11 protein-coding genes are annotated in these 12,479 nt (G+C 65.4%); 5 read left to right on the top strand and 6 right to left on the bottom strand.

Annotated features, from left to right (window positions below; translation table 11 throughout):
• Positions 1-18: 18 nt before the first annotated feature.
• From SOM39_RS06730 to SOM39_RS06715, 4 genes are all read right to left on the bottom strand, one after another.
• Entirely contained in the window at positions 19-1,215 is a 1,197-nt protein-coding gene (locus SOM39_RS06730) for a phosphoribosyltransferase-like protein (RefSeq protein WP_320457878.1), read from the bottom strand.
• A 161-nt stretch (positions 1,216-1,376) separates the two neighbouring features.
• The gene (locus SOM39_RS06725; RefSeq protein WP_320457877.1) at positions 1,377-1,820 is read right to left on the bottom strand and encodes a GNAT family N-acetyltransferase; all 444 of its coding nucleotides are present in this window, start codon (positions 1,818-1,820) and stop codon (positions 1,377-1,379) included.
• 46 nt (positions 1,821-1,866) lie between these two features.
• On the bottom strand, positions 1,867-2,172 hold the full coding sequence (locus tag SOM39_RS06720; RefSeq protein ID WP_320457876.1) for a DUF1778 domain-containing protein: 306 nt from the start codon (positions 2,170-2,172) through the stop codon (positions 1,867-1,869).
• A gap of 137 nt (positions 2,173-2,309) precedes the next feature.
• Positions 2,310-3,383: a 3-deoxy-7-phosphoheptulonate synthase gene (locus SOM39_RS06715; protein WP_068854192.1), complete on the bottom strand. Its 1,074-nt coding sequence runs from the start codon at positions 3,381-3,383 to the stop codon at positions 2,310-2,312.
• A gap of 300 nt (positions 3,384-3,683) precedes the next feature.
• Between SOM39_RS06715 and SOM39_RS06710 the strand changes: the two genes are divergently transcribed.
• Positions 3,684-4,847 (top strand): serine hydrolase domain-containing protein, encoded by a 1,164-nt coding sequence (locus SOM39_RS06710; protein ID WP_320457875.1) that lies wholly within the window; start codon positions 3,684-3,686, stop codon positions 4,845-4,847.
• 69 nt (positions 4,848-4,916) lie between these two features.
• Here the strand turns inward: SOM39_RS06710 and groL are convergent, their stop codons facing one another.
• Entirely contained in the window at positions 4,917-6,563 is a 1,647-nt protein-coding gene (groL, locus tag SOM39_RS06705) for a chaperonin GroEL (RefSeq protein ID WP_217537969.1), read from the bottom strand.
• Positions 6,564-6,653: 90 nt separating this feature from the next.
• Positions 6,654-6,941: a co-chaperone GroES gene (locus tag SOM39_RS06700; protein WP_068854195.1), complete on the bottom strand. Its 288-nt coding sequence runs from the start codon at positions 6,939-6,941 to the stop codon at positions 6,654-6,656.
• A gap of 279 nt (positions 6,942-7,220) precedes the next feature.
• Between SOM39_RS06700 and SOM39_RS06695 the strand changes: the two genes are divergently transcribed.
• From SOM39_RS06695 to SOM39_RS06680, 4 genes are all read left to right on the top strand, one after another.
• Positions 7,221-9,005 (top strand): endonuclease, encoded by a 1,785-nt coding sequence (locus SOM39_RS06695; RefSeq protein ID WP_320457874.1) that lies wholly within the window; start codon positions 7,221-7,223, stop codon positions 9,003-9,005.
• Between the two features lie 147 nt (positions 9,006-9,152).
• Positions 9,153-9,491, top strand: coding sequence for a divalent-cation tolerance protein CutA (gene cutA, locus SOM39_RS06690; RefSeq protein WP_068854197.1), 339 nt, complete (start codon positions 9,153-9,155; stop codon positions 9,489-9,491).
• Entirely contained in the window at positions 9,491-11,857 is a 2,367-nt protein-coding gene (locus SOM39_RS06685) for a protein-disulfide reductase DsbD domain-containing protein (RefSeq protein WP_320457873.1), read from the top strand. The genes cutA and SOM39_RS06685 overlap by 1 nt, the downstream gene beginning before the upstream one ends.
• Positions 11,854-12,465: a TlpA disulfide reductase family protein gene (locus tag SOM39_RS06680; protein WP_320457872.1), complete on the top strand. Its 612-nt coding sequence runs from the start codon at positions 11,854-11,856 to the stop codon at positions 12,463-12,465. Before SOM39_RS06685 ends, SOM39_RS06680 begins: the two co-directional genes overlap by 4 nt.
• Positions 12,466-12,479: the final 14 nt, after the last annotated feature.

Here is a 12,479-nt window from a genome sequence, read left to right as displayed (position 1 = left end):
CATTGCACGCTCACTTCGCTAAAACTTGGCCACCCCCTCACAGGAGTCAGGGTAATACAAATCGGATAACAGCGATAGCCTCCCTGCTGCCTTCGCCTTCCGTTGGGGCGCGGTCCTAGATGCAGCCTTCATCCGGTCGATAAGTTCTGCACCGAATTGGGTGATCCTACCGTCCGGACTTGAGAGAAGGCTTGCCTGTACGGCGAGCTCTCTAAGTATCTTGATGTCCTTCGCCGGAAGCAACAATTGCTTCTGGACCCTTTTGTCATCCCACCTCCCATGTACTGATGCCAAGCCCAAGGCCACCATCATTCTCATTCTAAGGTCATCCCTGCGCCCGCCGTCTCGATTCAATAAGGAGAGTGCAAGCCGATACTGGCCAAAGTCCCAAAGTGTCTCGGCGAGGGACAAGGCATTTGCCACCCCAAAGCAACGCTGGAGGGTCGCTGGAATCCCTCTGTTAGGGAATAGCGGCTTGAAGCCCTTACCAGTAGCCCAAAGCATTGCAGGCGTATTGTTAGGGCAGCCATGTTGAAACACTATCGCCCCTCCACCTTGCGAGTAGCCAGACCACGCGTCTCCTCTGAGCCTTCTCCCATACTTTTCGGCCACGAAGTTCATTGCAGGCGACATAACTATTCGCCGATCTGATGGCGGAAGGATCGTAACCATTCGGGACGGGTCCACTGGAACATCGCGCCTGACGGCGGCAACGCTATTCTTCAAAGAGGCATAGCAAACGATCCAGACTTTTGTCCACCCGAAAGAGACCCAGCTTTTTACGGACTTGGCCACCCTGTCTCGCCAGTAGGACCTGATCCGGTCCCCAGAACCCACAAAATCCTCCACAAGAACAATGTTGCGAATTCGATCAGCGCGCATTGAGGCAACGGTTGGATTCGCTCTTACACGATTGCCATGAACTCTTACGAGATTCTCAAGCAAGTGTTTGATACGATCCGAGCTACTGCCAGGAACTCTCCGTTCCTTGCCACTTTCGTACACCGTCGGCGGAGGCTCGTCTACGCTGACAAAAGCTACGTTTTCCTTGCCAATTCGAAGAAGCACCCCCTCAAGCGCCAACTGAAGGTTTACCTCGAAATCGCTTTGGGAAACAAGAGTCAGCCGCCTTAGAAACTGCCTCGCCACTTCACGATCCGCAGGATCGAACTGCGCAAGCCAAGTCGACGCTTCGCTGGTAAATTCTAGGCGCACAGTGGGGCACCGAAATTTTGGACGGTCGAGCCATCATGCCTGCCTCGGCTGCCCTCTACAATCCTGTTCAACGTGTTGCGAGGCCGGAGTGGTCGCTGGCCTGAATGGCCAACACTTTCTTACAGCCTTTCGGACTACCTGTTTCGCAGCAGTTCGAGAGCTCAGAATGCGCCTTTGAAAGGCAGCATCAGCGTGAGAGGGTGGATGGGTGAAGCGATGAAACCGTGCTTGAGGTAGAACGCCTTGGCGGGCTCATCGATGGCATGGCAGAGCAACGCCCGTGCGCCGACCTGACCGCACGCCTGCAGCGAACGCAGCACCGCATCCTTCAACAAGCCCTGGCCAATGCCTTGCCCCGCCCTGTCCGCATGTACCGCCAACCGCCCCAACACGATGACCGGAATGGGATCGGGCATGTTGCGGCGGATTCGTCCGGGCGCGGCTTCATGCGCCATCGAGCCGGCTGAGAGCGCGTAGTAACCGACAACGCGACGCCGCTCGTCGCAGGCCACGAAACATCGCGATGCGCCGGATGCCTGGTTCTGGCGTGCGCGTTCAAGCAGCCATTTCGCAAGGGCTGGAGCACTGCAGCGGAAGTCATCCAACAGATGTTCCGCGTGCAGCGGGGCTGGTGCGGAGAGCCACAAGGGCTCAGCGTTCCCAGGGCGCCGGCGTGCTCAACAACCGGCGCAGCGCCAGGTTTTCCTCCAGCGGCGCGTCCAGCAGCGCATTGAAGCGCTGCAGCTGCTCAGCATTCAACGTGAACTGCGTCTGGTCGGCCAGCACCTCGCGCGCCCTGTCGCACGCGGCATCCAGGATGAACTCGGTGCGATTCACGCCACTGATTGCTACTGCACGATCGATCAGAGCCTGCTTATCGGCAGGTGCGCGGAAATTGATGACTTTGCTTGCGGTTCCCATGGGAAACACTCGCACGTTGCTGGATTGTGCATACATTGTACATACGCCCTGTAGGCCCCTCAAGTGGGGCCTGCAGTGTCTGCTTCCGACCGCGCAGTATCCAATTGATTCTATTCAATAAAAGCAGACTTCCGATAGCGCCTGCCTTTCGTGGCGCCGGGCGGCCTCCGGGGTCAAGCCGCCTCGGCCAGTCGCCGTGCGCGCCGCGCACGCACGGCCTCGGCCAGCGCTTCGAGCACCTGCAGCGAACTATCCCAGCCGATGCAACCATCGGTGATGCTCTGGCCGTACACCAGCGGCTGCCCTTCCACCAGTTCCTGGCGGCCAGCCACCAGGTGGCTTTCCACCATCACGCCCACGATGCGCTCTTCGCCTGCCGCCAGCTGTGCATTGATGTCGGCGATCACCTTCGGCTGGTTCTCCGGATTCTTGCTGCTGTTGGCGTGGCTGGCATCAATCATCAACCGCGCCGGCAGCTGTGCCTTGGCCAGGGTCTGGCTGGCGGCATCCACGCTGGCGGCATCGAAGTTCGGCACCTTGCCGCCGCGCAGGATCACGTGGCAATCCGGGTTGCCGGCGGTGGCGACAATGGCCGTATCGCCCTGTTTGGTCACCGACAGGAAATGATGCGGGTTGGATGCGGCCCCCACCGCGTCGGCGGCGATCTTGATGTTGCCGTCGGTACCGTTCTTGAAGCCGACCGGGCACGACAGCCCGGAGGCCAGCTCGCGATGCACCTGGCTTTCGGTGGTACGCGCGCCAATCGCGCCCCAGGCAACCAGGTCGGCGATGTACTGCGGCGAGATCACATCCAGGAACTCCACGCCGGCCGGCAGGCCCAACTTGTTGATGTCGCGCAGCAGGCCGCGCGCAACGCGCAGGCCCTTGTTGATCTGGAAGCTGCCATCCAGGTCCGGGTCGTTGATCAGGCCCTTCCAACCCACCGTGGTGCGCGGCTTTTCGAAGTAGACGCGCATGACGATTTCCAGTTCGCCCGCGTACGCATCGCGCAGCGGCTTCAGGCGCTGCGCGTATTCGATCGCCGCGACCGGGTCATGGATCGAGCACGGGCCGATCACCACCGCCAGGCGGTCATCGCGGCCGTGCAGGATCTCGTGCAGTGCGGCGCGCGAGGCGCTCACCGTGGAGGAAGCTTCATCGTCGCAGGGCAGCATCGCCAACAGCTGCGCCGGCGGGGTCAATGGTTCGATCTTGCGGATGCGCAGGTCGTCGGTGTGGGGGGGCATGGGGTGTCTCCTGGAAGGTGGGGGTCCCCAGCGCGGCGGCAACAAAAAAGCCGCCAGGTGCGCTGGCGGCTTTCGGGAATGCGTCTGAAGGTTTCTTCAGGGTGAGCGCATGCCTTCCTCCGCCGGTGGCTTCGGAAAGTAATACCAAAAGTAGGAATTGGCGTGGCGTGCGTTCATTGGGGAGTATTGATAGCACAGGGGTTTGGGAGTGCCAACTGTTTCATTCGCAACTGGGGTGCAGTGTTCAGGGCTGCAGGCCCGACGGTACGATTGGCGCCGAGACCCGGAGGAGTGCCGTGCATGCGCCCGTTAGTCCTGATGTTCTCCCTGTTGATGCCCGCGTCCGTTGCGCTGGCCGCCGCCCCACCCCACGCGCTGCCGTCCCCGCCCGCGGTGGATGCGCAGATGCAGCGTCTGATGCGGGCAACCCAGGCCCAGGGGCTGGCGTTGGCCGTGATCGATGACGGCAAGGTCGTGCAGGTGCACGCGGCCGGCAAGCGCAATGCGGCCGGCGAGCCGCTGCAGCCGGACACCATCATGTATGCCGCGTCGCTGACCAAGGCGGCGTTTGCCTACATGGTGCTGCAGCTGGTGGACGACGGCATCGTGGATCTGGATCGCCCCATCGCCGCCTACCTGGACCGTCCACTGCCGGAGTATCCGGCCGACAAGCGCTACGCGCCTTGGCCCGACCTGAAGGACGACCCGCGCTGGCAGCAGATCACCCCGCGCATGCTGCTCAGCCATCGCAGCGGTTTCTCCAACTTCGCCTTCCTTGAACCGGAGGGAAAACTGCGGCTGCATTTCGACCCGGGCACGCGATATGCGTATTCCGGGGAAGGGCTGATCCTGCTTCAGTTCGTGCTCGAACAGGGCGTAGGCCTGGACGTGGGCAAGGAAATGCAGCGGCGGGTGTTTGATCGCCTCGGCATGACCCGTACCAGCATGACCTGGCGCGCGGACTTCGCCGGCAACCTGGCCGACGGCTGGACCCAGGATGGCAGCACCGAACCGCATGACGAGCGCAGCCGTGTGCGGGCGGCGGGTTCGATGGACACCACCATCACCGATATCGCGCGGCTTGCCGCAGCGCTGGTGAGCGGTGAAGGCCTTTCGCCCGCATCGCGACGTGAGCTGGTGCGCGCGCAGTGGCCGATCACCACCGCCTCGCAGTTCCCCACGCTGCAGGACGAACTGCCCCCGGCGAAGCGGCGTGCCGACCTTGCCGCCGGGCTGGGCGTGGTGGTGTTCGACGGCCCGCAGGGCCATGGTTTCTACAAAGGCGGGCATGACGACGCGGTGGGCAACACGATGGTCTGCCTGGCACGTGGCCAGCGCTGCGTGGTGATCCTGGGCAACGATGTGCGTGCGGAGGCGGCATTCCCCGCACTGGTGCGCTACGTCCTGGGTGACACCGGCGCGCCGTGGACCTGGGAATACGGCAACAAGGTGTTTGTCCCATAACGAAAGAACCCCGCCTTTCGGCGGGGTTCTTCGTTTACAGCACGACGGGATGTCGCGTGTGCGGGGACCTTAGAAGTCCATGCCGCCCATGCCACCCATGCCGCCCATGCCGCCGCCGCCCATGGCCGGCTCGTCCTTCTTCGGGGCTTCGGCCACCATCGCTTCGGTGGTGATCATCAGGCCGGCGATCGAGGCAGCGTTCTGCAGGGCAGAACGGGTCACCTTGGTCGGGTCCAGGATGCCGAACTGCAGCATGTCGCCGAACTCGCCGGTGGCGGCGTTGTAGCCGTAGCTGCCGGTGCCTTCCTTGACCTTGTTGACGATCACGGACGGCTCTTCGCCGGCGTTGGCGACGATTTCACGCAGCGGGGCTTCCATCGCGCGCAGGGCGATCTGGATGCCGTGGTTCTGGTCTTCGTTGGCGCCCTTCAGGCCAGCCAGCGCGGTGACCGCACGGACCAGGGCAACACCGCCGCCCGGCACCACGCCTTCTTCGACCGCCGCACGGGTAGCGTGCAGGGCGTCGTCCACGCGGTCCTTCTTTTCCTTCATTTCGATTTCGGTCGACGCACCGACCTTGATCACGGCAACACCGCCGGCCAGCTTGGCCACGCGTTCCTGCAGCTTCTCACGGTCGTAATCGGACGAGGTGTCTTCGATCTGGGTCTTGATGCGGGCCACGCGTGCCTGCACCGCGTCCTGGTCGCCCTGGCCGTCGACGATGGTGGTGTTTTCCTTGGAAACCTGCACCTTCTTGGCGCGGCCGAGGTCGGCGATGGTCGCCTTCTCCAGCGACAGGCCGATTTCTTCGGAGATCACGGTGCCGCCGGTCAGGGTGGCCATGTCTTCCAGCATCGCCTTGCGACGATCGCCGAAGCCCGGTGCCTTGACGGCCACGACCTTGACGATGCCGCGGATGGTGTTGACCACCAGGGTCGCCAGCGCTTCGCCTTCGACTTCTTCAGCCACGATCAGCAGCGGCTTGCCGGCCTTGGCGACGCCTTCCAGCACCGGCAGCAGGTCACGCACGTTGGAGATCTTCTTGTCGTGCAGCAGGATGTACGGATCATCCAGGTCGGCGGTCTGCGCCTGCTGGTTGTTGATGAAGTACGGCGACAGGTAGCCGCGGTCGAACTGCATGCCCTTGACCACGTCCAGCTCGTTTTCCAGGCCCGAGCCTTCTTCAACGGTGATCACGCCTTCCTTGCCGACTTCACGCATCGCTTCGGCGATGATGTTGCCGATCGACTCGTCCGAGTTCGCCGAGATCGTACCGACCTGGGCAATCGCCTTGTCGTCGGCGGTGGGCTTGGAGATGTTCTTCAGCTCGGCGACGGCGGCGACCACGGCCTTGTCGATACCGCGCTTGAGGTCCATCGGGTTCATGCCGGCAGCCACGGCCTTGGCGCCTTCGCGGATCAGGGCCTGGGCCAGCACGGTGGCGGTGGTGGTGCCGTCGCCGGCGTCATCGTTGGTACGCGAGGCAACTTCCTTCACCATCTGCGCGCCCATGTTCTCGAACTTGTCAGCCAGTTCGATTTCCTTGGCGACGGACACGCCGTCCTTGGTGATGGTCGGGGCGCCGAAGCTCTTTTCGAGCACGACGTTGCGGCCCTTCGGGCCCAGGGTGGCCTTGACGGCATTGGCGAGAACGTTGACGCCGCGCACCATGCGGGCGCGGGCGTCTTCACCGAAACGAATTTCCTTGGCAGCCATTGCGATTACCTTTTATGTGGCGCCGGGCGATGCCCGGCTGCGTTGATCTGAAAAAAGAAGAAGCGGCGGGGCAAGCCCGGCGGCGCAAACTCAGCCGATGACGGCGAGGATGTCGTCTTCGCGCAGGACCTTGTATTCCACGCCTTCGCTCTTGTAGGTGCTGCCGGCGTACTGGCCGTAGATCACCTTGTCGCCAACCTTCAGCGACGGCGCGCGCACGCTGCCGTTGTCCAGCGGCTTGCCCGGGCCCACGGCCACGACTTCACCCTTGGTCGACTTTTCCTTGGCCGAGTCGGGGATGACGATGCCGCCGGCGGAGACTTCGTCGGCTTCGATCGGCTTGACCACAACGCGGTCGTGAAGCGGCTTGATGTTCATGCGTGCCTCTTAAGTTGTTGATTGGTTTGAAAAAGTCCGGCGATCTTAGCACTCACCCCAGGTGACTGCCAGCACCGCTCGTGAAAAAACCCGCCAGTGCGGGACAGGGCAGAGATGGTGCTGTCCCGAGCCCTTTCAAGGGGGTGCCGACGAATTCCCCCAGACCGCCATTTTCTTGACGCACGTCCCACTGCGGAGTGCCGAAGCCGACAAATCGATAGATGTGTCATATGGATTAGCTAGATTCGGCCGGCAAAACCCAATCACAAGGAGCCGTAGATGAGGTTGCTCACACCGCTGTCCCTGGGGTGCCTGTTGGCGCTGGCCGCTGGTCCCGCCCAGGCGGACGTATTCATCAATGAACTGCACTACGACGACAGCACCCCGGCCGGGGATGTCGGCGAAGCCATCGAGGTGGTCGCCACCGGCGGCGAGGACCTCGGTACCTACCGGCTGTACCTGTACAACGGCAGCACTCCGTCTGCGGCCACGGTCTATGCCAACAACGCCGTGCCGGCCGGTACCGCCGCCGGCTGCGGCAAGGCCAGCATCGCCACCGTCACCTACCCCACCAACGGCCTGCAGAACGGCGCCAACGACGGCATCGCGCTCGTGGATGCCAGCGGCAAGGTCATCCAGTTCATCAGCTACGAAGGCACCATCACCGCCGCCGGCGGCCCGGCCGCCGGCCTGACCAGCCAGAACATCCCCGTCAGCGAGAGCAACAGCACCGCCCCGGGCACGTCCCTGCAGCTCACCGGCAGCGGCAGCCAGTACACCCACTTCACCTGGGCCGGATCGGCGGCGCAGACCTTCGGTGCCTGCAACACCGGCCAGACCTTCAGCGGCGGCGGCAGCACCGGGCCCAACACCCCGCCGTCGGTGAGCACCACCACCCCGGAACAGGGCGCAACCAGCTTCCCGGCCGCTGCCGACCTGGCCGTGACCTTCAGTGAAAGCGTCACCGTCAGCGCCGGTGCGTTTGCCCTGAGCTGCGGCCAGTCCGGCACGGTGCCGCTCACCCACGCCAGCAGCGGTACCCGCTTCACCCTGTCGACCAACACCGCGCTGCTGGCCGGTGAAGCCTGCCGCTTCGACATCCGTGCCGCGCGCATCAAGGACGCCCAGGGCGCACGCCCGGCGGCCGATAGCCGCATCGCCTTCACCGTGGCCAGCGGCGGTACCGACCCCGGTCCCGACCCGGATCCGGGCAGCTACTACTCGAAGGTCAACACCTCCAGCCCCAGCCTGCTGCGCTGCTCGCTGCACGCCACCATCAAGGGCCACACCTCGTACCCGTACAGCGGCACGGGCACCAGCACGTGGACCATCCTGGAAATCGCCGACGAGGATCCCAACAACAGCGGCCGCATCCTGGACGCGTACCGCAACCGCAGCTACGCCAAGGTCACCGACCGGGCCGGCACCGGCAGCGGGCTGACCTACAACCGCGAGCACACCTGGCCCAATTCACTGGGCTTTGCCAGCACCACCGGCGACAAGGGCCTGCCGTACGCGCCCTATACCGACACCCACATGCTGTACCTGACCGATGCGCAGTGGAACGCGGACCGCGGCAACAAGCCGTTCGCCAAGTGCGACAGCAACTGCGGCGAGCGCGCCACCGAGGCCAACAACGGCACCGGCGGGGGAAGTGGCGGCTACCCGGGCAATTCCAACTGGGTACGCACCCCGGACGGGAATGCCGGCACCTTCGAGGTGTGGGGCCACCGCAAGGGCGACATGGCGCGTGCGGTGATGTACATGGCGATCCGTTATGAGGGCGGCAAGGACGCAGCCACCGGCCAGTCCGAACCGGACCTGGAGCTGACCGACGACCGCAGCAGGATCGTGAAGACCTCGGCCTCGCCGGCCTACATGGGCCTGCTCTCGACCCTGATCGACTGGCACCTGTCCGACCCGCCGGATGCTGCAGAAAAAGCCCGCAATGAAGTGATCTACAGCTTCCAGGGCAACCGCAACCCGTTCATCGACCACCCGGAATGGGGCACGCCTGCCCTGTTCACGTCGGCCAAGCCGGCAACCTGCGAGTTGGCGAACTGAGGCATCCCGGGTCGCCGGCCAGGCGCCGGCACCAGGGCAATACGGTGCGCCGGCCACCCGCCGGCGCCACCGGGATTCGATTCTCCGGCCGGTTCCCCTGCGGAACCGGCCGGCATCGCCAGGCCGCGATCTCTATACTCGGCGGTCATGTCGACCCCCGATCCCGTATTCATCCTCCTGACCACCTGCCCCGATGCGGCCACCGCCACGCGGCTGGCGCATGCGCTGGTGGAAGAACGCCTGGCCGCCTGCGTGACCCGGCTGGACGGGGCGCACTCGACCTACCGCTGGCACGGTGAGGTAACCGAGGACGCTGAGGTCCAACTGCTGATCAAGACCACCGGCAGCCGCCTGGATGCGGCCATCGCGCGCGTGCAGGTGCTGCACCCGTATGAACTCCCCGAGTGCATCGCGGTCGAAACCCGCGCCGGACTGCCGGCGTACCTGGATTGGATTCGGGCCCAGACCCGAGAGGAAACTGATTGATGACGCTGTTTCGTCGTGTTGCCGCGCTGTGCGCGCTGTTCCTGGTGTCCCTGCCGGCACTGGCCGTCAGCGAGAAAGACCTGCTGCCGGTGGATCAAGCCTTCGGGCTGAGCGCGCAGGCGCGCGACCGCGACCGTATCGAGGTGAGCTGGAAGATCGCGCCGGGCTACTACCTCTATCGCCACCGCACCACGGTCAAGAGCGACGCCGGCTTCAGTGCCGAGGCGCTGCAGATGCCGGCCGGCAAAAAGCACCACGATGACTTCTTCGGCGAAGTGGAAACCTACCGTGAGCGGCTGACCGCCGTACTGCCCGGCAAGGCTGCCGACGGTGCTGAAACGGTGACGCTGGAAGTGCGTTACCAGGGCTGCGCCGATGCCGGCGTGTGCTACCCGCCGCAGAAGCGCAGCGTGCAGGTCACGCTGCCGGGTGGCAGCGCCCGCGCCGACAGCGCCATGACCCCGGCCTTGGGCGCCGCCGCCGCGTCGCCGTTCAACAACCCGCTGGCCGGCAATGCCGCCGGTGGCCTGCGCCTGCCCGGCGCGGCCAGCACCCCGTCACTGCCGCTGCCGTCCGAACGCGCCTTCGGCTTCGAAGCCATCGTCGGCGATGGCAATGCCGTGCTGCTGCGTTTCAGTCCGGCGCCGGGCTACTACCTCTACCGCGACCGCACTTCGCTGAAGCTGGAAGGCGCCCCGGGCATCCGCGCGGACAAGCCGCTGTGGCCGGCCGCCAAGTCGCACCGCGACGAGCACTTCGGCGATGTGTCGGTGTATTTCGACCAGGTCGATGTGAAGCTGCCGCTGCGCCGCAGCGTGGCCGAGGCCGCCGATGCCACGCTGGTGATCACCTTCCAGGGCTGCCAGACCGATGGCATCTGCTACCCGCCGATGACCCGGCGGGTGAAGCTGGCGCTGCCGGCCGGCAAGGTCAACGCCAGTGCGGGTGAAGAAGCGCGCCGCAGCGAAGTGATCGCCCCGCTGGTGACGCGCGATAAGCGTGCGCAGGAACGCGAGGCCAACGGCATTGCGACCCAGCCGATGCTGATCCGCCCGAACGAACCGGCGCTGGCGCTGCCCGCCGACGGCACGCCCGACGCCAGCGCCGACAACGACCAGCGCACGCGTCCGCCGGGCAGCAGCGGCAGTGCCACGCCGATCACCCTGATCACCGCGTTGCTGCTGGCCCTGGCCGGCGGCCTGATCCTCAACCTCATGCCGTGCGTGCTGCCGATCCTGTCGCTGAAGGTGCTGGGCGTGGCGCAGAGCGGCGAAAGCCGCCAGCGCGCGCGCAGCCACGCGCTCTGGTACACGGCAGGCGTGCTGGTGGCGTTCGCCGCGATTGGCGCACTGGTGCTGGCGCTGCGTGCCGCCGGGCAGGCGGCGGGCTGGGGCTTCCAGCTGCAGCACCCGTGGTTCATTGCCGCACTGGTGTACCTGATGTTCACCGTGGGCTTGAGCCTGTCCGGGGTGTTCACCCTGGGCGGCAGCCTGGGCGGCGTGGGCCAGTCGCTGGCCTCGCGCAGCGGACCGATGGGCGATTTCTTCACCGGCGTGCTCGCCTGCGTGGTGGCCAGCCCGTGCGTGGCGCCGTTCATGGGGGCGCCGCTGGCCTATGCCTTCACCGCACCGGCGGTGCCGGCGATGCTGGTGTTCCTGATGCTGGGCCTCGGCCTGGCGCTGCCGTTCCTGCTGATCGGCTTCGTGCCTTCGCTGGCCAAGCGCCTGCCGCGCCCGGGCGCGTGGATGGAAACGCTGAAGCAGGTGCTGGCCTTCCCGATGTATGCCACCGCGCTGTGGCTGCTGTGGGTGCTGGGCAAACAGCGTGGCGTGGATGCCATGGCACTCGTGCTGGCCGGGCTGGTGGTGCTGGGCCTGGCGCTGTGGTGGTTCGAGCGCAGCCGCTGGCGCAGCCAGCGCGTCGGTGCCGCATTGGCGCTGGTGCTGCTGCTGGGCGCACTCGTGCCGGTGTGGGGCGTGACCCGCATCGCTGCACCGGCCAAAGCCGCACTGGCCGCGGCCGACAACGTGGTGGCCTATTCGCCGCAGATGCTCGACCGGCTGCGCCAGGACAACCGCGTGGTGTTCGTCAACATGACCGCCGACTGGTGCGTGACCTGCAAGGCCAACGAACGCGCGGTGCTGGGCACCCAGGGTTTCGAGGAAACCCTGCGCCGTACCAACGCGGTGTACATGCGCGGTGATTACACCAACGTGGACCCGGAGATCACCGCGTTCCTGGAAGAGCACAAGGCGGTCGGCGTGCCGCTGTACGTGGTCTACGGCCCCGGCGCACCGCCGACCGTGCTGCCCACCGTGCTGACCCAGGCACTGGTGGAAGAAGCGCTGCTGCGCACCGCGCGATGAGCACGACGCCGCCCCGCACCTCGTTGATGGTAGTGGCGGCGCTGGCTGCGGCGCTGGGGTTGGGCACCGGCGTGTACTACGTGGCACGCACGCCACAGGAAACGCGGTTTCCCGCGGTGGAGCGCCCGGCCGCCGCGCCGGCCCAACCCGGCGATGCGATGCCGGCCATCACCCTGCCGGACGTGGATGGCACGCCCCTGGACTTCGCCCGCTTCGGTGGCCGCCCCCTGTTGATCAACGTGTGGGCCAGCTGGTGCGGTCCGTGCGTGGAAGAGATGCCCATGCTGGCCGCGTTTGCCGCTGCACAGCCGGCCGATGGCGTGCAGGTGGTGGGCCTGGCCATCGATACGCCGGACGGCGTACGCGATTTTCTTGACCGCGTGCCGGTGACCTACCCGATCGTGATCGAGCAGCCTGCGCCGGATGACGCCAGCGTGCGCTTGGGCAACGCCCAGGGTCTGCTGCCCTACACGGTGCTGGTGGGTGCGGACGGGAAGATCGTCAAGCAGAAGCTGGGACCGTTCGCAGACGGGGAAATCGAACGGTGGGTGGGCAGTACCGACCAACGGTCGGTACCTACCGCCGGGGCGCCGGCGACTACGCGGTAGGTGCCCACCGTTGG

It is taken from the genome of Stenotrophomonas sp. CFBP8994 (genome assembly GCF_034044835.1).
GTDB lineage: Bacteria > Pseudomonadota > Gammaproteobacteria > Xanthomonadales > Xanthomonadaceae > Stenotrophomonas > Stenotrophomonas rhizophila_A.
Note: the sequence above shows the minus strand (reverse complement) of the source record. Positions and strands in the feature narration are given on the sequence as shown.

Coding starts and splice junctions, on each gene's coding strand:
- SOM39_RS06720 (WP_320457876.1), bottom strand. CDS start 2,172: ATGTATGCACAATCCAGCAACGTGCGAGTGTTTCCCATGGGAACCGCA.
- SOM39_RS06715 (WP_068854192.1), bottom strand. CDS start 3,383: ATGCCCCCCCACACCGACGACCTGCGCATCCGCAAGATCGAACCATTG.
- SOM39_RS06710 (WP_320457875.1), top strand. CDS start 3,684: ATGCGCCCGTTAGTCCTGATGTTCTCCCTGTTGATGCCCGCGTCCGTT.
- groL (WP_217537969.1), bottom strand. CDS start 6,563: ATGGCTGCCAAGGAAATTCGTTTCGGTGAAGACGCCCGCGCCCGCATG.
- SOM39_RS06700 (WP_068854195.1), bottom strand. CDS start 6,941: ATGAACATCAAGCCGCTTCACGACCGCGTTGTGGTCAAGCCGATCGAA.
- SOM39_RS06695 (WP_320457874.1), top strand. CDS start 7,221: ATGAGGTTGCTCACACCGCTGTCCCTGGGGTGCCTGTTGGCGCTGGCC.
- cutA (WP_068854197.1), top strand. CDS start 9,153: ATGTCGACCCCCGATCCCGTATTCATCCTCCTGACCACCTGCCCCGAT.
- SOM39_RS06685 (WP_320457873.1), top strand. CDS start 9,491: ATGACGCTGTTTCGTCGTGTTGCCGCGCTGTGCGCGCTGTTCCTGGTG.
- SOM39_RS06680 (WP_320457872.1), top strand. CDS start 11,854: ATGAGCACGACGCCGCCCCGCACCTCGTTGATGGTAGTGGCGGCGCTG.